The organism is Nonomuraea sp. NPDC049400, assembly GCF_044466425.1.
In the GTDB taxonomy this organism is placed as follows: domain Bacteria; phylum Actinomycetota; class Actinomycetes; order Streptosporangiales; family Streptosporangiaceae; genus Nonomuraea.
The window spans coordinates 171,157-191,810 of the sequence record NZ_JBITMP010000008.1 but is presented as its reverse complement, the minus strand read 5'-3'; the positions used below and the strand labels follow the sequence as shown (position 1 = coordinate 191,810).

At 69.1% G+C, this 20,654-nt stretch carries 17 protein-coding genes; 12 read left to right on the top strand and 5 right to left on the bottom strand.

What is annotated here, in order from left to right:
- The first annotated feature begins 57 nt into the window (after nt 1-57).
- Nucleotides 58-984, top strand: coding sequence for a LysR family transcriptional regulator (locus ACIBVN_RS14560; protein ID WP_397136326.1), 927 nt, complete (start codon nt 58-60; stop codon nt 982-984).
- 55 nt (nt 985-1,039) lie between these two features.
- On the opposite strand, the gene ACIBVN_RS14555 is transcribed toward ACIBVN_RS14560, so the two are convergent.
- Both ACIBVN_RS14555 and ACIBVN_RS14550 read right to left on the bottom strand, forming a co-directional pair.
- Entirely contained in the window at nt 1,040-1,204 is a 165-nt protein-coding gene (locus tag ACIBVN_RS14555; RefSeq protein WP_397136324.1) for a hypothetical protein, read from the bottom strand.
- Nucleotides 1,205-1,331: 127 nt separating this feature from the next.
- On the bottom strand, nt 1,332-3,329 hold the full coding sequence (locus tag ACIBVN_RS14550; protein WP_397136322.1) for a zinc ribbon domain-containing protein: 1,998 nt from the start codon (nt 3,327-3,329) through the stop codon (nt 1,332-1,334).
- Nucleotides 3,330-3,910: 581 nt separating this feature from the next.
- Here ACIBVN_RS14550 and ACIBVN_RS14545 point away from each other — a divergent pair.
- The gene (locus tag ACIBVN_RS14545) at nt 3,911-4,708 is read left to right on the top strand and encodes a hypothetical protein (protein WP_397136320.1); all 798 of its coding nucleotides are present in this window, start codon (nt 3,911-3,913) and stop codon (nt 4,706-4,708) included.
- A 46-nt stretch (nt 4,709-4,754) separates the two neighbouring features.
- Here ACIBVN_RS14545 and ACIBVN_RS14540 read toward each other — a convergent pair whose 3' ends face one another.
- Nucleotides 4,755-5,714 carry a GNAT family N-acetyltransferase gene (locus ACIBVN_RS14540; protein WP_397136318.1) on the bottom strand — a complete coding sequence of 320 codons (960 nt, stop codon included), beginning with the start codon at nt 5,712-5,714 and terminating at the stop codon, nt 4,755-4,757.
- A gap of 161 nt (nt 5,715-5,875) precedes the next feature.
- Between ACIBVN_RS14540 and ACIBVN_RS14535 the strand changes: the two genes are divergently transcribed.
- Nucleotides 5,876-6,316: a hypothetical protein gene (locus ACIBVN_RS14535; RefSeq protein WP_397136316.1), complete on the top strand. Its 441-nt coding sequence runs from the start codon at nt 5,876-5,878 to the stop codon at nt 6,314-6,316.
- Here ACIBVN_RS14535 and ACIBVN_RS14530 read toward each other — a convergent pair.
- Entirely contained in the window at nt 6,293-7,756 is a 1,464-nt protein-coding gene (locus tag ACIBVN_RS14530; protein WP_397136314.1) for an LCP family protein, read from the bottom strand. The genes ACIBVN_RS14535 and ACIBVN_RS14530 overlap by 24 nt on opposite strands.
- Nucleotides 7,757-7,921: 165 nt before the next feature.
- Between ACIBVN_RS14530 and ACIBVN_RS14525 the strand changes: the two genes are divergently transcribed.
- On the top strand, nt 7,922-9,343 hold the full coding sequence (locus tag ACIBVN_RS14525; protein ID WP_397136312.1) for a hypothetical protein: 1,422 nt from the start codon (nt 7,922-7,924) through the stop codon (nt 9,341-9,343).
- A gap of 107 nt (nt 9,344-9,450) precedes the next feature.
- Nucleotides 9,451-10,965, top strand: a complete 1,515-nt coding sequence (locus ACIBVN_RS14520) for an SDR family oxidoreductase (RefSeq protein WP_397136310.1) — start codon at nt 9,451-9,453, stop codon at nt 10,963-10,965.
- On the opposite strand, the gene ACIBVN_RS14515 is transcribed toward ACIBVN_RS14520, so the two are convergent.
- Nucleotides 10,932-12,194 carry a cryptochrome/photolyase family protein gene (locus tag ACIBVN_RS14515; RefSeq protein WP_397136308.1) on the bottom strand — a complete coding sequence of 421 codons (1,263 nt, stop codon included), beginning with the start codon at nt 12,192-12,194 and terminating at the stop codon, nt 10,932-10,934. The genes ACIBVN_RS14520 and ACIBVN_RS14515 overlap by 34 nt on opposite strands.
- A gap of 144 nt (nt 12,195-12,338) precedes the next feature.
- Between ACIBVN_RS14515 and ACIBVN_RS14510 the strand changes: the two genes are divergently transcribed.
- The 7 genes from ACIBVN_RS14510 to ACIBVN_RS14480 all read left to right on the top strand — a co-directional run bounded on the left by ACIBVN_RS14510 (nt 12,339) and on the right by ACIBVN_RS14480 (nt 20,590).
- Nucleotides 12,339-13,310 carry a LacI family DNA-binding transcriptional regulator gene (locus tag ACIBVN_RS14510; RefSeq protein ID WP_397136306.1) on the top strand — a complete coding sequence of 324 codons (972 nt, stop codon included), beginning with the start codon at nt 12,339-12,341 and terminating at the stop codon, nt 13,308-13,310.
- Nucleotides 13,307-14,326 (top strand): LacI family DNA-binding transcriptional regulator, encoded by a 1,020-nt coding sequence (locus tag ACIBVN_RS14505; RefSeq protein WP_397136304.1) that lies wholly within the window; start codon nt 13,307-13,309, stop codon nt 14,324-14,326. Before ACIBVN_RS14510 ends, ACIBVN_RS14505 begins: the two co-directional genes overlap by 4 nt.
- Nucleotides 14,327-14,465: 139 nt before the next feature.
- Nucleotides 14,466-16,073, top strand: coding sequence for a hypothetical protein (locus ACIBVN_RS14500; RefSeq protein WP_397136302.1), 1,608 nt, complete (start codon nt 14,466-14,468; stop codon nt 16,071-16,073).
- Nucleotides 16,073-17,035: an ABC transporter permease gene (locus tag ACIBVN_RS14495; protein WP_397136300.1), complete on the top strand. Its 963-nt coding sequence runs from the start codon at nt 16,073-16,075 to the stop codon at nt 17,033-17,035. The genes ACIBVN_RS14500 and ACIBVN_RS14495 overlap by 1 nt, the downstream gene beginning before the upstream one ends.
- Nucleotides 17,032-17,955 (top strand): carbohydrate ABC transporter permease, encoded by a 924-nt coding sequence (locus ACIBVN_RS14490; RefSeq protein WP_397136298.1) that lies wholly within the window; start codon nt 17,032-17,034, stop codon nt 17,953-17,955. The genes ACIBVN_RS14495 and ACIBVN_RS14490 overlap by 4 nt, the downstream gene beginning before the upstream one ends.
- Nucleotides 17,955-18,563, top strand: a complete 609-nt coding sequence (locus ACIBVN_RS14485) for a YesL family protein (RefSeq protein WP_397136296.1) — start codon at nt 17,955-17,957, stop codon at nt 18,561-18,563. The genes ACIBVN_RS14490 and ACIBVN_RS14485 overlap by 1 nt, the downstream gene beginning before the upstream one ends.
- 62 nt (nt 18,564-18,625) lie before the next feature.
- Entirely contained in the window at nt 18,626-20,590 is a 1,965-nt protein-coding gene (locus ACIBVN_RS14480; RefSeq protein ID WP_397136294.1) for a glycoside hydrolase family 127 protein, read from the top strand.
- Nucleotides 20,591-20,654 lie beyond the last annotated feature (64 nt).

Genomic DNA, 20,654 nt, shown 5'->3' with positions numbered 1-20,654 from the left:
GCCTCATGATGGTTCGCGGTCTGGTGATGCTAGTCGCCGGACTGTTAAGTTGTGTCGATGCTTACTCCGGTCCAGTTGCAGGCCATCCGTGAAGTGGTCGCCACCGGTTCGCTGAGGACTGCCGCCAAGCGACTCGGATTCACCCCGTCGGCCATCTCGCAGCAGGTCTCCTCGCTGGAGCGGACCCTGGGCGTGCAGCTGTTCGAGCGCCTGCCGCGCAGCATCCGGCCCACCGCGGCGGGAGCCGAGCTGGCCCGCAAGGCCGCCAGGTTGCTGGCCGAGCTCGAGGCGGCGGAGGAGGAGATGCGTTCCTTCGCCACGACCCATCGGGGCAGATTGCGGCTCGGCAGCTTCTGGTCCGCCGGATTCCGGCTGGTGCCCGCCGTACTCGCCGAGTTCCTCCGCGACCGCCCCAACGTGGACATCCGCTACGAGGAGGGCGATCCGCACAGGACCATCCCCGCTGTGAACGAGGGGCAGCTCGACCTGGCCGTGGTCTTCGAGTACGGCATGGTGCCGCACAGCCGGCCGAAGGACCTGACCATGACGTTGATCATGGAGGAGCCGCTCTACGTGCTCGTGCCGACCGGTCACCGGCTGGCCGGCAGGAAGCGCATCCAGTTCGGCGAGCTGTCCGCCGAACGTTGGATCTCCTACACCGAGGGGATGGACGCCTCACTCAATCTGTCACACATCTGCGCGGCCAGCGGCTTCGACCCCGACGTGCTGTTCCGCACCAACGACTACAACCTGCCCTTCGAGCTCGTACGCAAAGGGCTGGGGGTGGCGATCGTCCCGGAGCTGGCGATGATCGAGTCGCGCGACGTGTGCGTGTTCCGGCTCGGCGACCCCTCCCAGGTGCGCAGGGTCTTCACCGTGTGCCGCGCCACCGACCCCAACCCCCTGCTCGGCCATGCGACGAACATGCTCATCAACGCCGCGGAAGCCCTGCACCGGCGCACGGACCTCCCCGTCGCCGTATGAGCCCGGCGCAGCGCCGGTGGCCCCTGGCACAGGGACCACCGGCGGTTCGACTGGGCTAGACGTCCAGGCACCACATCATGCCGTAGTCCGGGACATAGCAGCGATACCAGCCGTCACCGGGAGGCATGGCATGGGCAGGTGCGCTCGCCGCCCCAATGGTGATGACGGTGGTGACGGACAGCAGAGCCAGGGCCAACGCCCGGCGCATATGAGTTCTCATGGGCCTTATGCAACACGCCGCGACTTGTGACCCTCTTGGAGCTGGCTGGTTCCCGAGGCGTCAAGACCCTGCGGCGCAGCTGACCCGAATGAGAGCGTCTTGAATTCTCTGTAGTTTCCTGAAGAAGTCAGGGAACTCGGACGGGTGTGGCCTGGCTTGGGCTGACCCGGTGCTCGGTGAGTGTGAGTACAGGGGTGGCTTGGGCGTGGTGGAAGCCGGTCCGGTGGTGAGAATTCCTGACATGCCCTGTCCGGGACGGTGTGTGCCGTCCCGGCTGGGGTGCATGGCCCGCCGGACGCTGTCCACCGCGGGTGGGCGGTGGGGCGGGCACCGTGCGCCGGTCGGGCACACGGCTGGAGGTCATCGACGTGGTCGCCGCATTCTTCACGTTCGTCGTGGTGCGGGCCGGTCGTTTCGGGGTGGCACGGTTCTTGGACCTGTCCCGCGCTGCCGGGCGAGGGCGCAGATCGGTTCGGGTGCGGCGGGCGCGCCGCGCCGCCCTGGTGGGCTTGCGGGCCGGGCGGGCGCGGGCGACGTTGCCGTCCACAACCTTCAGGATGGTGCGGGTGCCGGTGGCGCGGTGGGTACGGGTGGCGTGCTGGCCGAGCAGGCCGCGGGCGACGATCCGTTCGGCCGCCGCCCAGTCCCGGTCGCAGGACAGGCCACAGGCGGGGCAGTTGGCCCACGTCCAGCCCTGCTCGGTGAGCCGGTCGGGCGCGGGGCAGTGCTTTAGCACCGAGGTGCCGTTCCCGCAGCGGGGACAGTATTTCGAGGTGCCACGGGCGGGGACGGTGACCACGGCGATGGTGTGCTTGGCCGCCAGGTGCCGGATCGCCTCGACGACCTGCCCGCGCACCTGGCCCGACAGACGCGCGTTCGCGCTGCCCCGGCGCCCGCGCGTTTCCAAGGTAGCCAGGTCCTCCAGATAGATCACCGTTGCCCTGGTGGCTACGGCCTGATCGACCGCCCAGCGCGCCGCCGACCAGGCCAGCGCCTTGTTCAGGTTGCGGATGCGCGCACACACGCGCTCATGCTCGACCCCGATGACCTCATAGGCCGTGCTCAGCTTCGCGTAGCGGCGATCGGTGGGCGTGATCCGGACTAGCAGCCTCTCCAGATGGCGGTGTTTGGCGGCCAGATGCTCCCGCTCGGCCCGCAACCTGTGCAGCTTGGCCGAGACTCCGCCCGCGTCGTAGGTCAGCGGCCGCCCGTCGGAGATGACCCGGCTGCCGGTCAAGCGTCCAGTCACGCCGGTCAGGAGCGTGTTGACACCCCAGTCGAACCCACAGCCGATCGTATGGCCGGTGGCGGGCGCGACCTCGATCAGGGTCTGAAACGGCAGATCGACCCGCACCCGGCCGTGTTTCGCGCGCAGGGTGGGCGTGCACAGCATCGCGTCCGCCGGCACGGTCGGCGGCAGGGTGAGCGGCAGCACGTGCCAGGCCCAGCCCCTGCGCGAGGCGGGAGCTTCGGTCAGGGGAAGCCGTACCCGCAGGCGGGCGCCGCGGGGGCCGGTGCGCTCCAGAGTGATGAGTTGCCGGTCGGCCGCCGCCAGCACGATCTGCGCCGCAACCTTCGGAGGCTCCTCCAGGTCGGTCAGATCGGCCGGGAACGCGTCATGCTCATCCCGGTAGGCGCGGATCTGCCGGGTCCGGTTACGGATCTCCGCCGCACTCACTCCATCCGGCAGCAGCGCGCGCAGCGCCTCCCACTCGTTATTCGTCCGCGCCCGCGGGTTGGCTGACCAGGTCGCCACGATCGCCGCCGCCAGACGGCGTCGATGCAACGCCAGCCGCAACATCCGAGCGGCCTGCTCCTGGGTGCACCGCAGCACCCGATCGCACACGTACACGCCCGGCTCCGGGGCCATGCCCCAGCCCAGTCGGCGCATGGCCATCCATCCCTTGGACGGCAACGCCCGCCCGTCCAGCCCCACCCCGGACGCCAGCGCGTCCAGATCAGCCGCAGTCCACCGGGCCGCGACCAGGCGGGCGGTCAGGTCGCGGGCCAGGCCGGTCAGCCACGCCACCCGCTGTGCCAGCAACGGCTGAGGGACGACCTCGCCGGTCTTTTCCACGATCGCGGCATGGGCGGTGCAAGGGGCGGTCGCGGTGAGCTTACTCATGCACCGCTCCCTGTTGCGAAGCGGCACCGATGCGGGTAGCGGCGGCTGTGCTGCACGACCTGCACCCCGCCCACCCCCAACCCCTCCCATCCACGATGTGTGACTACACCGCTACCAACAGTTTGCATCTTTGGGTAGAACATGTGAGCGATACATACCCGACGGATACCGTTCACCGGGACTCCCGGCTCCCTTCACGCGTTCGTCGCCTGACGGGCCGAGGTAGTCGTGGAGCCCCCGGCATTTCGCGAAAACGTCGACCATGGGCTCTCGCCCTCCTGAGTGGGGATCCCCGTGTACGGCTCTCCCGAAGAAGTCTGCGTGACCGTCGCGAGAGTCGTGCGGTTGAGGGAGTTCGGCGCTCTGGAGGCTCATCCCCGCAAGCGGGCGGTGAGCGAGGGATGTCCCAAAGATGGCAACGTCCTGATCAGGAGGAGGGCAGGCGCCGCGCGCCGCGGCTGACGGCCTTGCCCGGATATGCCAACGTGGCTGGTCGGAGCAGCGCCCGGGAGCCGCCGTCGCACCGAACACGCCAGGGGCGCACTCGCGCCCGATCATGAGGAAGGCTGGCCAGCGGAGGCATGACCGGCAGGCGACAGATCCCGATCAGCAGCAGGAGCACGATCACCACCCGAAGCAGGCGGGGGAAGCGGCGCCGCGGGCGGTTGAGCGTCGCGCAGGTCGCCGGCGGCGCCCTTGCCGCGCTCACCGCCGCGACCGCGGCCTCCTACCTCGGGGTGGCGGGCACGGTGATCGGCGCGGCGGTGATGAGCGTGGCCACCACGGTCGGCACCGACATCTACGCCCACTGCCTGCGCCGCACCGGCAACAAGGTCAGGCAGCACACCACGACCGGCTGGCGGAAGCGCTGGACCCGGCCCGGAACCGCGCCGGCCGCCCCGCCGCCGCGTCCGCCGCGCGGGCGACTGGGGTGGCTCCGCCTGGGCGCAGGGGCTGCTCTGGTGTTCACGATCAGCTTCGGTGGCATCCTGATCTACCAGATCCTCGCCGGGCAGACGGTGGCCGACCAGGTGAACGTCAAGACCGGCGAGAAGGCCGAGCCGAGCAGGCGGCACGGCCCCAAGGAGCGGCGCACCGAGCCCGTCCTGCGGCAGCCGCGCCCCCGCCCGGCCACGCCGGCACCCTCTGGCTCTCGATCACCGGCTTCCTCGCCCACGCCGCCTCCGACCAGCACGCAGGTCACCGCGACCGCTGCCCCGAGCGGCACGGTGTCCACCACGCCCCCGCACAGCCCGACGGCCGAACCGGCAGCCACACCACCCACCCCGGCACTCTCTGGGCAACCGTCTCTCGAGAGCGCACCGCCCTCCCCGGCACCCGTATCCGCGCCGGCAGCGCGGGGGCATGGGAACGCATGAGGATCGCTGGGTGTCACCCGCGCGGGCGTTTCCGAAGGACGTGCAGTCAGAAAGCGTGCACGTAGGTGGTGACGGACTTGAAGGTGGCGAAACCGGCGCGCTCGTAGAGTGCGACCGCGCCCGTTCCGTTGGCGGCGTCGACGCTCAGCCCCGCAGTGCCGTACCCCTGGGACTTGAACGAGGCGAGAGCATGCGCGATCAGCGCGCCCGCCACGCCCTTTCCGCGCCACTCCTCGACGGTGGCGACGATCTGGATCCAGGCCTCGCGCACGCCGGTGGCCGCCGTGTCCGCCTCCCGGTAGTGAGTCAGCAGGCAGCCCACCGCGGTCCCGTCAGCCGTGGCCAGGAACGAGCTTTCTGGGCGGAAGTCGGTTGTGCCGGTGATGAGACGCTTCCAGCTGTCCGGGGTGTGCGGTGTGCTGCCCCAGTGGTCGCGGAATGCGGCGTTGCGTACCGTACGGGCCTGATCGTCGAACGCCGGTGTCCAGGTGACGATCGTGACTCCGCCGGGAACCCGCGGCGGCGGGACCGGCACGGCGAGATCGCGCCGCCTGCTCTGGAAGACGCGCTTGGCGGAGAACCCGGCCTCGTCAGCGAGCTTGGCCAGGTCATGGTTGCCGTCATGGACGTGCAGGTGGAGATGGAGAGGTTTGCCGGGATGGTGCCTTTCATGCAGCACGGGTGCGCTCTTGAGAGACCAGTCGATGATCCGTCTGCCGTATCCGCGCCTGCGGTGGTCAGGGTGCACGCCGCCGCCCCATAGATCCATCACATGCACGGGGTCCGCCGTCTGCTTGACCGGGGCCAGCCCGAGCGCGACGATCCGGCCGTCGCACCTGGCGGCGAGCGTGCCCTCCGGCAGGTTGAGCAGCGGATTGGCCAGGCGCTCTGCCATCTGCGCCACGGTGGCGTGGCTGCCGGTCCTGTCCACCGCCTCGACGGCGGCGGCGAACTCAGCCCAGGCCGGCGCGTCGTGCGTGGTGAGCGGTCCCCACTTCACATCCATGATCTCAGGCTAGGACAAAGCGCCCGTGTGGCTGATCGTCGTGGGCGCATAGAAGCGGCACCCGGGCCGTGGCGGCAGATCCACCAGGCGACTTCGGCGGCGAAGATCTGTCAGTGCGTCCTGGCATGATCCCTATGCGTCAACCCGAGGTGATCTCCGACGTGGATGAGGCGGTCGCAGCCGCCCTCACCTCGGCAAGCTGGATCATGGCGGCGATCGCCCGGGAGCGGGAGCTCGAGAGCCTCTCGCGGCCCTGGTTGCGTCCGGTCGGCCGGCCCGAAGCGGACGACGCCAGGCTGCGGCGTACGGCCGGAAAGGTCCGCCGTGACCTGGTGGACCGGCTGTCGCGGGAGCGGGGTGCCGCACGGCGAGCCGCCGTGATCTGCCTCGCGCAGCCTTCATTGAACGGCTACGTCCGGGAGCTCGACCTTGCCCTTTCCGGCTCGGACGGGTGGACGGTGGTGGAGGTGGCCGCGCTGTTCACTGCGGGCCATCGCGTCTGTCGACGACGAGAGATACCAGGAGATCGCCGCCACCGCGCTCACCCCGATCCGCGGCGAAACGAGCCCTGGCTAGGTTCACTTCTTGGCGGGCACGCATGACGAGCCCAGCGTGTCCAGCCGGCTGGATTGCTCGGTGCGTGGACGCGGCGAGCGCGTGGCGGTAGCCGTACCGGTCGGAGTAGGGGTGGCGGGTGCGGTGCGGACCGCCTGTGCCGAGCCGCGGGAGCGCGTGATGGCAACCCTTGCCGCCCGGCGGATGCGCGGGAAATCCGGGTAGGCCGGGTTGTACGCGGGCGGAACGAAGTTCAGCTTGGACACGCGGGCGTTCTTGACCTGCTGGGCGAGCGGCACCAGGTCCTGCAGCAGCTCAAGCGGGATGTCGGTGCGGAAGGTCTGCTTGGCCGCGTGGGCCAGGGCGTTGAACTTCAGCAGCACGTTGCTCGGGTTGAGCTGGGTGAGCATGGCGTTCATCACGCACTGCTGGCGGCGCATTCGGGTGCTGTTGTCGCCGCCCGCGCAGGTGCTGCCCGGATGGTCGCGGGCCCGGCCGTACCAGAGGGCCTGGGTGCCGTTGAGGGTGCGGGTGCCGGCCTTGACCACGCCGCCGTCGGCGCGGCCCACGCCGTAGCAGATGTCCCGCTCGACATTGATCGTGACGCCGCCGAGAGCGTCGATCAGCCGCGCCACGCCCCACATGTTGACGAGCATGTAATAGTCGATCTTGAGGCCGAGTATCTGGCCGAGCGCACCCTTGACCGCCTCCGGGGCGCGGTTGGGGGCGTGGCCGGCGACCTCGGGGTGCGTGTCGGCGTAGGCCCAGATGCCGTTGATGAGGTCGGCGGAGCCGCGGCCCTGGCCCGGTGGCAGCCAGAAGTTCTTCGGCGGCGGGAACCGCTTGGCCAGCATGGAGCCCGGCGGGAACGGCGCGTTCTCCATCTCGCGCGGCAGCGCGAAGAGCACCGAGTTGCCCGTGCGGACGTCGATGCTGACCACGTTGATGCTGTCGGTGCGGATGCTCACCCCCTTGCGCGAGCCCGCGCCGTCGCCGCCCAGCAGCGCGATGTTGAGCCGATCGCGCCCTCGCCACGGATCCTTGTGATCGACGGGCTGGGAAGGCGAGGCGTCGAAGACGGCGCCGAGTGCGTCGTTGGAGGTGTGGACGGTCGTGGCGACCAGTCCGAAGGGCAGCGCCACGGCCACCGCCAGCACGCCCGCGACGGCGCCCGTCCCGAGCTGGCCCCGCCTGTCGAGCCTGCCGGGGCGCAGCACGATGTAGGAGCTGATCACGACCGCGGCCCAGGCCAGCCCGATCACCGCGCACAGGACTATGAGCACGGCCAGCCAGGTCGGGTCAAGGAGCAGACCTGCCAGTGCCTTGGCATTGACCAGCGCGACCATGACGCCGACCAGCAGCACCCCGAAAATCCCCACCATGATCAGACCGGTGCGCCTGCGCCCGGCGCGCAAATGCGCGGCACCCGGCACAACGATCGACGCGAGCGTCCAGCCGATCACGGACGGAGCAGTCCACCTGCGCATCCGCTCTCCCCCTGGGCAACATTTGCCCCATCGTGCAAGGAATTTAGCAAATTGGGATGGCGGAGGTGCCGATGTAGATCAAAAGGGTCATCAAGTTCGGGGCGCGAGCGTGCCCGGTCACGTGATCGTATTGTCGGGGATCGCCCCCGATGTGAAGATCGGAGAATGCCCCGTTCAAGAACCGTCCTGCCGGTGCTTGCCGTCGTCGCCTCAGCGCTGCTGATCAGCGGAAACGCCGAGGCGTCTGCGGATCCTCCGTTACCCTCGGCGATCTTCCGCGCCACGCACAACAGCTACTCGGGCAACCTCGACGGCGCCAGGAACTCGATCGCCTACCAACTCGACCACGGCGTTCGCCTCATCGAACTCGACATACACGACAACGACTACGCCGCCTCACGCGACTACTCCATCGGCCACGACTCCCCGGGCAACCTGGTCGATCACGCGGGAAACCCCGCCTCGAACCGGCTGCGCGACTGGCTCAACGTGATCAACACCTGGTCCACGCAGCACCCCACCGCCGCACCGATCGTCGTCGCGCTCGACATCAAGGACGACCTGACCGACAACGCCTCGTACGCCGCGGGCAACCTGGCCGCGCTCAACCAGGAGCTCACCTCCGTCTTCGGCACGCGGCTGTTCCGGGCCGAGGACTACCCGGCGAGCCCGCCGACGGTGGACGCGTTGCGCGGCCGGGTGCTCCCGGTGCTCTCCGGCGACGGCAAGACCCGCACCCTGTACAAACGCGACATCGGCTACCACCCGGCCGTCGCCATCAACGGCCGCGGCCAGGTCGTGGAGGTGCATGACTCGGGCGCGGGCGCGCTCTGGTACTGGACCGGCACGTACGGACCCGACGGCCGCGTGACCTGGCTACGCCACGGCAAGTACGACAACGGCGTCACGCCGGCCGTCGCACTGAACGACAACGGCGACCTGGTCGAGGTCCACCAGTCCGAGAACGCGACCACGCTGTGGTACCGGGTCGGCCGTCTCGGCGCCGACGGCGAGATCACCTGGTCGCCCAGCCGCCAATACGACGACGGCGTGCTGCCGACGGTCAGGTTCACCGACGCGGCAGGCACTCAGATACGCGAGATTCACCGCAGCCAGAGCAGCAGCCAGAACTGGGATTGGCGCGGCGTGCTCAACGCCGGCGCGATGACGGTCTCGTGGAGCGGCAACGCCAAGACCTCCGACGCCCGCCACGACAAGACCACCTCCACCAGCGGCACGTCACGCGTGCACGTGTGGACCGGCGCCGACGGCCCGACCCCGTCCCAGACCCTGCGGCTGGACACCGACAGGCACGCCGGCGACCGCATCCGATACCAGCAGACGGCCTTCGACGAGTTCCAGCAGGGCGACAGCGCGGAACTCCAGCAGGGCGCGCTGTTCTACGCGGCGCCCGCCACCGCGTCCTCGTTCATCACCGCGGCACGGCAGGCCGGGCGGCTCGTGCGCGGCTGGGATTTCGACTCGGCGGGCAACGCCACCGACCCGCCGGCCAATTATCCGGCGACCAACTACCCGTACCGCACTTGGTACCAGGATTTCCTCACCCGATCCGGGGCTGTCGAGTGATCCGGTAGGCGCAGACACCGCCGGTCTCAAGGCAAAGACATCTTTGCGCCGGATCCAGATTGCCCTCGGCGCCTGATGGAACCGATCTGAGAAGGGGGGTTCTGGAGATGGCGCGCTGTCTGGTCACCGGGGCCACCGGCTACATCGGCGGCCGGCTGGTCCCCGAACTGCTCGATACCGGTCACCAGGTCCGCTGCATGGCACGGTCCCCGCAGAGGCTGCGGGATCTGCCATGGGTCGCGCAGACACACATCGTCAAGGCGGACGTCACCGATCCCGCACAGACGCGACAGGCCCTGGACGGCGTCGACGTGGCCTACTACCTGATCCACACGATGGGCGGGACCGGCCAGTTCGCCGAGAACGACCGCAGGGCTGCCGAGACCTTCGCGGCGTCGGCCGAGTGGGCCGGGGTACGCCGGATCGTCTACCTCGGCGGGCTCGTCCGTGGCGAGCGGCTCTCTCCGCATCTGCGGTCCAGGACCGAGGTCGGCGAGATCTTCCTGCGGGCGGGCGTGCCGGCGGTGGTGCTACGCGCCGCGGTGGTCATCGGCTCGGGTTCGGCGTCCTTCGAGATGCTGCGTCACCTGACCGAACGGCTCCCGGTCATGACGACGCCTCGCTGGGTGCACAGCCGCACGCAGCCCATCGCAGTACGGGACGTGCTGCGTTACCTCACCGCCTGGGCGAGCGTCCCGGGCGAGGTCAACCGCGCCTTCGACATCGGCGGCCCGGACGTGCTGACCTACGCCGACATGATGCAGGGGTACGCTTCCGTGGCCGGCCTGCCCCGCCGCGTGATCATTCCGGTGAGGGTGCTCACCCCGAGGCTGTCGAGCCTGTGGGTGGGGCTGGTCACCCCGGTCCCCTCGGGGATCGCGCGGCCGCTGGTCGAGTCGCTGCGCAACGAGGCGGTCTGCGGCGAGCACGACATCGTCCGGTACGTGCTCGACCCCGAGGAGGGGTTGACCGGTTTTCCCGAGGCCGTCTCGCTCGCGCTCAAGAAGATCAAGGAGGCCGATGTCGCGACCCGCTGGTCCTCGGCCTCCACGCCCGGCGCCCCGAGCGACCCGCTGCCGACCGACCCCGACTGGGCCGGCGGCAGCCTGTACACCGATTCCCGCAGCATCCAGGTGAGCGCGGACCCGGAGGCTTTGTGGCAGGTCATCGAGGGCATCGGCGGCAACAACGGCTGGTACTCGCTGCCGGTCGCCTGGCACCTGCGCGGCCTGCTGGACAGGCTCTTCGGCGGCGTCGGCCTGCGCCGCGGGCGGCGCGACGCCTACCGGCTGAGGGTGGGCGACACCGTCGACTTCTGGCGCGTGGAAGAGGTGCTGCCCGGCCGCCTCCTGCGACTGCGCGCCGAGATGCGGTTGCCCGGGCTGGCCTGGCTGGAGCTGGGCGTCTCCCGTTCCGCCGGCCGTACCTACTACCACCAGCGGGCGATCTTCCATCCGCACGGCCTGCTCGGCCACCTCTACTGGTGGGCGACGTCTCCCTTCCACGGCCTGATCTTCGGGCGTATGCCCGTCAACATGGCGACGGCCGCGGAAACGGGTCATACCCCGCGTAAGGCCGTGGGGGATGTCTACTCGTCGGGGCCGTCCAGCCGCGGGGGATAGCCGGGCGGCGGCGTGGGCAGCCGCCACGGCTCGTGGATGTGCTCGGTGGGCAGGTCGGCGAGTTCGGGAACGTGGCGGCGGACGTAATCGCCCGTCGGGTCGTAGCGTGCGGCCTGGCGCAGCGGGTTGAACGGGCGGTTGGGCCGGGTGTCGTTGCCGGTGCCCGCGACCCATTGCCAGTTGCCGGAGTTGTCGGCCACGTCGCCGTCGAGCAGGAGCTGGAAGAAGTGCCGGGCACCGGCGCGCCAGTCGAGGCCGAGGTGCCTGACGAGGTAGGCCGCCACGATCAGGCGGGCTCGGTTGTGCATCCAGCCCTCCGCCAGCAGCTGGCGCATGCCCGCATCCACGATGGGCAGCCCGGTCAGGCCAGCCTGCCATGCCTGCAGCGCGTCCTGGTCCCGCCGCCAGCGCCGTGCGTCGGGGCGGTAGTCATCGCGGTTGATTTGCGGGAACGCGTACGTCACTTGGTGGTGGAAGTCCCGCCAGCACAGCTGGCGGACGAACTCCTCGCTGCGCTCGGCGCGGCAGGCCAGCTCCAGCGGAGACAGGCAGCCGAAGCGCAGGTACGGGCTGAGCCGCGAGGTCCGGTCGCCCGCCAGGTCGTCACGCCTGCCGGCGTAGTCGTCCAGATCCTGTCGCAGCCACCGCGCGGCGCGCTCGCGAGCCGCCGACTCACCACCGGGCATGGCCCCACGCCGATCCGGACCAGGTAGCCGGCCCACCGCCAGGCCCGCGGGTATGCGTACTCTGCGGGGAGGCGGCAGTTGCGGGCGGCGGCTGTGCCGTTTCCACGCGCGCCAGTACGGCGTGAAGACCCGGTAGTGGTCGCCTCCGCCCGAGGGCAGCAGCGCGGCCGGGGGCACGACGGTGACACCCGGGAAGCGCAGGAACTCGATCGGCTCCCTGGCGAAGCGCTCCTCACGCCGCCGGGCGAGCGAGCTGACGTCGGCGCTGGCGCAGACCGTCGCCACACCCAGCTCGGTGGCCAGCCGCATCGTCTCGCGGACGACGTCGCCCTGCCGCACCACCAGATCGCCTCCGCGCGCCCGCAGCGAGGCGCGCAGGTCGGCCAGGCACTCCAGGAGGAAGCCGTGCCGCTGCCCCTGCGGTACGGCCGGGTCCAGCACGAACAGCGGCACCACCTGCTCGGCCCGGTCACAGGCGGCGGCGAGGGCCGGGTGGTCGTGCACGCGCAGGTCTCTGTTGAAGAGCACGATCGCCGTGTCCATCAGCACGTTCCCCGCCCCTGACCACGCATGTGGACAGTATGGGTGGGCGCCGTTCGCGGAGCGTGCAGGCGTGGCGGAGGTCGTGGGGGCGGCTTTGCCGTAGCTCGAATCCTGGCAGAGGCTGCCGTGACCTACGCTGTACGCATGCGCGTGACGATGCGGGAGGTGGCGGATCGGGCCGGCGTCTCGATCAAGACCGTCTCGCGCGTGGTGAATGGCGAACCGCACATCCGCCCGGAGAAGGTGCGGCGGGTGCACGCAGCGATCGACGAGCTCGGCTGGGTGCCGAACCGGACTGCCCGCGCGCTGAGGACCGGGCTGATCGGGGTGGTGGGCATCGCCGTCACCGAGTTGCGCCGCCCGTATCTCGCGACTCTCGTCGAGGCGCTCGTCACCGAGGCGGATCGCCGCGGGATGCTCGCCGCGGTGGAGCCGACGCACGGCGATCCGGCCCGGCTGGAGGCGGTGCTCGCCGCCCGGGGGAAGACGTTCGACGGCGTGGTGCTCATCGGCCAGACACCGCTGGTCGCCGATGGGTTGGACGACCGCCCGATAGTGGTGGTGCAAGGTGGTGCGGTCGGGGTGGACAGCGTCGATGAGGACGTCGTGGAGGCGGCGGCGCTGGTGGCTCGCCACCTCGCCGTGATGGGCCGCTCCCGCCCGGCTCTGCTCGGAGCGGATCAGGCTCGGATGCGCATGGCGCTCGCCGGGTCCGGCATCGACCCGGCCGCCGTACCGTGTGTGGATCTCGGTGAGGTGGCCGACCGGCGCGCGGGCGCGCGAGCCGCCGTACATGTGCTGGCGGAGCATCCGGACGTCGACGCGCTGCTGTGTGCCAACGACGAGGTGGCGCTCGGGGCTCTCGCGGCGCTCGTCAAGCATGGAGTGGACGTTCCGGGGCGGGTGGCGGCCGTGGGATATGGAAACCTGGAGGACGGACGGTTCTCGACGCCGTCGCTGACCACGATCGACCCCGGGCCGGCCAGGTTGGCGCGCAGCGCGCTGGAGCTGCTCGCCGATCGCCTCGCCGGTAGGGCGCCGCGACAGCCGCGGGTGGTCGTGTCGCCGGTCGAGCTGGTGCGCCGTGAGTCCACGCTCGGCCGGGGTCCGCGATGAAGCGCCCGACGCTCGCGGACGTCGCCGCGCTGGCCGGAGTCTCGGCGAAGACCGTGTCCAACGTGCTCCTAGGCCGCCCGCATGTCTCGGCCGCCACCCGGGCCAAGGTCCAGGCCGCGATCGAGCAGGTCGGCTACGAGGCGGGACATGCCACGAGCCAGGCCGGACGCGGGCTCGCCTCGGGCCGGACCGGCCGGATCGCCGTCGTCGTGCCGAACCTCTACCAGCCGTACTTCGCGGAGAACGCAGAGCGCCTCATCCTCGCCCTGGCCGAGAGGGGGTTCACCAGCACGCTGCGGATCGCCCACGGCGGGGCCGGTGAACGCGACGCGGTGCTCGGCTTGACGACCACCGACGTCGACGGCGTCATCATCTGCCCGCACCACCTGACCGACGAGCTGCTCGCCGGCGCCGTCCCGAGGCGCCCGACGGTGGCACTCGGCGGCGGGCCGATCAAGACGCTTGACTGCGTGCTGATGGGGGAGTACGCGGGGTTCGTGGCGATCACCCGGCATCTGCTGGCCACCGGCCGGCGCCGGCCGGCGTTCGTGTGGAACGGTCCGGTTGGCGCCGTCCCGACCGGCGACCGGTACGCCGGTTTCCTCGCCGCCCTGGCGGAGTACGGCATCGAGCACGACCCGTCGCTCGTCGCCAACAGCTCGGACTGGGACCGCCGGGCCACGGGTTACGAGGCGATGGTGGGGCTGCTGCGGCGCTCAGGACCCGAGTTCGACGCCGCGGTGTGCGTCAACGACACGATGGCCGTGGGTGTGCTGAAAGCCCTGCACACGCACGGGATCCGCGTCCCCGAGGACGTCGCGGTCACCGGCTTCGACGACACGGACGAGGGCGAGTTCACCATCCCGTCGCTGTCGTCGGTGAGCCCCGATCAGGGCTCGATGGTGGCCGCCGCCGTACGCCTGCTCATCGAGCGCCTTGACGGTTACGACGGCGAGGCCCGGCAGGTGCACACCGGCACGCACCTGCTGATCCGGGACTCATCCGCCTCCGCCTGACCTTCCCCTCACCTGTTGGTTTACCTATTTGTCCCACTTGTTGTCTCGTCGTTGACATCGCTGAACGAATGTCCCTAACATCGCTGAAACATTCACCGAGACCTCGGTCACACCCTCCGTCCCCCCTTAGGAGGACCACATGGCCACCTCACCCGAGCTGTCCCGCCGGGCTTTCGTCCTCGCCGCCGGAGCAGCCGGCCTCAGCGCACTCGCCGGCTGTTCCGGCAAGAGCTCCGCAAGCGATCCGAACACGCTGCGGATCGCGGTCAACAAGCATCCGCTGACCAAGCCGATGAGCACGATGGAGTGGCCCAAGCAGCTGGAGAAGATCGCGGGAGTGAAGATCCAGTGGCAGGAGATCTCGGCCGACTGGGACCAGAAGAAGTCCACCATGCTGGCGGCAGGCGACGTGCCGGACCTGATCGTCGGCACCAATGCGATCACGAATTCCGACCTGGGCACGTACCGGACGCTGTTTGAGAACCTGGCCGACGACCTGGACGCGTTGCCGAACGTGAAGGCGCTGTTCGCGGCGAAGCCGCAGCTGAAGTCGATGGCCACGTTGTCCACCGGCGAGATCTACTCGGTCCCCGGCTACAAGCGGTTCTGGCCGACGACCGTCACCCACCAGTACATCAACAAGCAGTGGCTCGACCGTCTCGGCTTGAAGGTCCCGACCACCTGGGACGAGTTGTTCACCGTACTCGTCGCCTTCAAGGAACAGGACGCGAACGGCAACGGCGACAAGAACGACGAGATCCCGATGGACTGGTCGCCCGTCGGCACGGGCGGCTTCGGGTACTTCCAGCCCAGTGTGCTGCTCGGCAGCGTCGGCCTGCCGATCGCGGGCGGCGGCGGCCAGGGCTACTTCCTCGAGGACGGCAAGGTCGGCAATTTCCTCGTCGACGAGCGCTACAAGCGGGTGATCCAGTTCCTCCACCGTTGCTACGCCGCGGGCCTGGTCAGCAAGAACGTCATGACGCAGGACTACTCGGCGTACCAGGCGGTCGGGCGCGGCTCCGGCAAGGTGGCCAAGGTCGGCTTCAGCTGGGGCTGGACGGCCAGCGACCGGTTCGGCGCCGAGCTGGCCGACCAGTACGTCGCGATGGCGCCGCTGCTCGAGAAGGCCGGCCAGACCACGCCGGTGGCCTGGTCGTACGACTCCAACAGCGAGAACTTCCCGTCGAACCAGATCGTCATGTCCGCGAAGACGAGCAACAAGCAGGCAGCGCTCAAGATCATCAACGCCTTCTACGACAAGGAGATGTCGCTGCAGGTGCTGTGGGGCGATCTCGGCCGGTACGTCAAGAAGGTCAGCGACAAGGAGTACGAGGTGCTCCCGCCGGCCGACCCCAAGACCGACCCGTCGACCTGGAAGTGGACGGTCACGATCGCCGACGCCGGCCCGGTCTGGATCCGGGACGACATCGAGGTGAAGCTGCCGACCGACCTGGACGAAGCCGTCGAACAGACGAAGCCGCTGCGGGCGGCCCTGGAGAACATGGACGTGAAGAAGGACGTCTACCCGTTCCAGTTCATCCAGATGACGCCTGACGACACCAACCAGCTGGCGCTGAACAACACCACGATCCTCAACGGCACGATGACGAAGTTCGCCGAGTGGATCACCAAGGGCGGCATCGAGGATCAGTGGGACAAGTACGTCCAGCAGATCCAGAGCTCCGGCCTGCAGAAGAACATCGACGTCTACCAGCGCTACTACGACGAGTACGTGAAGACGCACTGATGACGGAATCGCTTGTCGCAGCTCGCAAGCCGGTGGCCGGCACCCGCAGGCGAGCCGGTCTGGGCCTCGGCCGGCATGTCAGCAGGTACTGGCAACTGTGGCTCATGGTCCTGCCGGCCGTGGGGTTCATCGCCCTGTTCATGTACGTCCCGATGTACGGGATCCAGCTGGCCTTCAGGGAGTTCGACTTCACCGCGGGTCTCACCGGCGGGAAATGGGCCGGCCTGAAGTACTTCCAGCAGTTCTTCGACAGCCCGCTGTTCTGGCCGTTGCTGCGGAACACGTTCGTCATCAGCATCACCACGCTCGTGGTGGGGTTCTTCGCGCCGATCGCGCTGGCGCTGATGATCAACCAGATCGCGGGCGGCCGGCGCAAGAAGTTCATGCAGACGGCGACGTACCTGCCGCACTTCATCTCGATCGTGGTCATCGTCGGAATGCTGCAGGCCTTCCTCAACCCGTCCACCGGACTGCTCACCCAGGTCTTCGCCTTCTTCGGCCTCGACGAGGTGAACCTCCTCGGCGACACTTCGGCCTTCGTGCCGGTGTATGTGATCTCCGACGTGTGGCAGCACTGCGGGTGGAACAGCATCATCTACCTCGCCGCGCTGTCGCGGATCGACCCGCAGTTGTACGAGGCTGCCAAGGTGGACGGCGCGAACCGGCTGCAGCTCGTCCGGCACGTCGACGTCCCGAGCATCGTGCCGACCATGGTGATCCTGCTCATCCTCACCATGGGCGGCGTGCTGAACACCGGTTTCGAGAAGGTGTGGCTGATGCAGAACACCCTGAACCTGCCGGTGTCCGAGGTGATCGCGACGTACGTGTACAAGATCGGCATCTTCAGCACGCAGTTCAGCTACGCCACCGCGATCGGCCTGTTCAACACGGTCATCAACTTCGTGTTCCTGATCGCCGCCAACGCGATCGCCCGCCGCGTATCGAACTGGAGCCTGTGGTGAGCGGGACCTACCTGCAGAGCAAGGGATTCTTCCGCAACAGGACACCGGGCGACGTCGCCTTCATGCTCGCGCTCGGCGCGATCTGCGTGGCAGTCCTGTTCGCGGTGATCTACCCGGTCTACTTCGTGATGATCGCGTCCGTGAGCGATCCGTCGCTGATTTCCACCGGCGAGGTGTGGCTGTGGCCGAAAGGCATCAGCTTCTTCGGATATGAGCAGATCTTCAACGACGACCGGATCTGGACGGGCTATCGCAACACGTTGCTCTACAGCGTGGTCGGAACCGCGCTGAACCTCGTCGTGACCATCCCCGCGGCGTACGCGTTGTCGCGTCCGGAGTTCCGCCCGCGGCGGATCCTCATGTTGTTCTTCGTGTTCACGCTGTTCTTCAACGGCGGTCTGATCCCGACCTACCTGCTCTATCGCGATCTCGGCCTGCTGGACAACTGGCTGGTCTTCGTCCTGCCGTCCGCGGTGAACGTCTACAACCTCATCATCGCCCGCGCGTTCTTCGAGCACTCCCTGCCGAAGGAGCTGTTCGAGGCGGCGTTGATCGACGGCGTGTCCTACCTGCAGTACTTCGCCAAGGTCGCGCTGCCGTTGTCCAAGGCGATCATCTCGGTCATCGGTTTGTACTACCTGGTCCAGCACTGGAACGACTTCTTCACCGGGCTGGTGTTCGTCCGCGACAACAGCCTGCAACCGCTGCAGATCGTCCTGCGTGACATCCTCCTTTCCAACCAGGCGTTCGCCGGTGGCGCCGGAGCCGGCGGAGGCAGCGGCGTCGGCTACGACCAGCAGTACGCCGACCAGATCAAGTACGGCGTGATCGTCGTCTCGAGCCTCCCGGTCCTGGTGCTCTACCCGTTCCTCCAGCGCTACTTCGAGAAGGGCGTGCTCATCGGGTCGGTGAAAGGCTGATGAAACGCGTCCTCACCTGGCACACGAGGGCGGGCGAGGTCGGCCTGCTGCTGCTCAAGCTGCACCTGCTGTGGATCGTCTGGACCCTGGCCGGCGGCATCGTGCTCGGCGTCTTCCCGGCGACCGCCGCGATGTACGGGGTCATCCGCGGCGAGTTCCTGAACTCGGCCGCACCTCGCGAGTTCCGCCGGCTCTGGCGGCAGGAGTTCCGCACCGCCAACGTGGTCGGCTACGTCTTCGTGACAGCCTGGGCGGTGCTCCTGCTGGACCGGCGGCTGCTGGAGACCGCCGACCTCGGGGTCGTCGAGCCGTTGCTCGGTGCGGTGCTCTGGATCATGACGCTGTTCGTGTCGTGCATGACCGTGAACGTCTGGATCCTCGCTTCCCACTTCGCTGAAGGACCGTTCGCGCTCGTCCGCCGGAGCGCGATCCTCGTCCTCGCCCGCCCGGTCCAGGCGCTCGTCACGCTGCTCGTGGTCGGCGTGATCCTCTGCGCGTACTACCTCGTCCCGGGGCTGGTCCCGGTCTTCGGCCTCGCCGTGCCGGCCTTCGCCTCTTTCGCCTACGTCTGGGGCACCGCGGTCCTCCCCACGGCTTCGGGCGCGTGAGGGTCTGCCCCGCTGCCGCTCAATGACCTGCCATTTCATAACCACCTCGTTTGGAGCGTTTTGTGACCATCACCCCAACTGCTGCTGTGCGGGCACGTACCCCGCTGCCGCTGACCGCGGTCGCCATTGATGACGGGTTCTGGGCGCCGCGCCGCGAGCTGATCCGCACCCGTACGTTGCGGCACCAGGAAGGCCAGATGCGCCGGCCCGGCCAGCAGTTCGACGCCTTGAGCCTGTCCTGGCGGCCGGGGGACCCGCATGAGCCGCACATCTTCTGGGAGAGCGACGTCGCCAAGTGGATCGAGGCCGCCAGTTACTGCCTGGCCACCACCGATGACCCCGAGCTCGATCAGGCCGTCGACGAGGCGATCGAGCTGCTGGCCGGCGCGCAGCAGGATGACGGCTACCTCAACGTGTACTTCACCGTCGTCAAGCCGGGACAACGCTTCACCGACCTCCGCGACGCCCACGAGCTGTACTGCGCCGGCCATCTCATCGAAGCCGGTGTCGCCCACTTCGAGGCGACCGGCAAGACGCGGCTGCTCGACATCGTGCGCCGCTACGCCGACCTGATCGACACCGTCTTCAGCCCCGACGGCCCCTGCGCCGGCGGCTACTGCGGGCACCAGGAGATCGAGCTCGCGCTGGTCAAGCTCTACCGCGCCACGGGTGAGCGCCGCTACCTCGACCTCAGCCGGCGCCTCATCGACTGGCGCGGACACCAGCCCTACTACTTCGAACTCGAGCTGCAGCGCCGCGGCACCCCCGGCTACTTCGGCACCACCCTCCCGCGGCGGCCCGAGGACGTGCAGCGGTTCCGGGAGTACAACCAGAGCCACCTGCCCGTGGCCGACCAGAGCGAGGTCGTCGGCCACTCGGTCCGCGCGATGTACATGTACAGCGCGATGACCGACCTGGCAGGCGAGTACGACGACGACCGGCTGCTCCAGGCCGTGCGGCGGCTGTGGGCCAGCCTCACCACCAAGAAGCTGTACGTCACCGGCGGGCTCGGCTCCGACCCCCGCATCGAGGGCTTCGGACCCGACTACCACCTGCCGGACGCCCACGGCTACGCCGAGACCTGCGCCGCGATCGGCCTCGTCCAGTGGGCGCAGCGGATAAGCAACCTCACCGGCCACGGCCACTACATCGACACCCTCGAACGCGCCCTGTACAACGGCGTGCTCAGCGGCGCCTCCGCCGACGGCACCCACTACTTCTACGGCAACCCCCTGGCCAGCGACGGCACCGTCACCCGGCAGGAATGGTTCGACTGCGCCTGCTGCCCGCCCAACCTGGCCCGGCTGCTCAGCGAACTCGGCCGCTACATCTACGCCCAGGGAAGCAACGAAGCCGTCATCAACCTCTACGTGGCCGGCACCGCCCGCTTCACCCTCGCCACCGGTGAGGTCACCCTGCGCCAGGACACCCGCTACCCCCACGACGGCCGCGTGGCGGTCACCGTCACCCCCACCGCCGACGAGGCCGAGTTCACCCTGGCCGTCCGCATCCCCGACTGGAGCCGGCAACCTGCCGTCACCGTCAACGGCGAACCCGTTCACCAGCTCGCCCTCCGTGACGGCTACCTCGTCCTCTCCCGCCGCTGGCGGAGCGGCGACACGGTCGAGATCGACCTCGACATGGTGGTCCGCCGGACCTGGGCGCACCCCGCCGTCGCCTCCGCCGCCGGCAAGCTCGCCCTCGAGCGGGGGCCGGTCGTGTTCTGCCTGGAAGGCGTCGACCACGACTGCGCCGTACACACGCTCTCGCTCGCCCGCGACGTCCCCATCCGCGCCGTCCCCGACGAGCGGACCGGCGTCGTCACCCTGCACGCCGAAGCCACCACCGAAGCCACCACCGAAGCCACCGCCGACGCCACCGGCGGCGACCAGCTGTACAGCGACCACCCGCCCGCTCGACGCGACGCCGCGCTGACCGCCGTGCCCTACTTCTCCTGGGCCAACCGCGGCCTCTCCGACATGACCGTCTGGATCCGCGACGGCGGCCCCGGCGCGATGCCGGCATAAACCGCGTTTCGCCCGCCGGCGCCCGGAACCCCCTATGATCATCGGTAGCTGGAAGGCCGGAGCC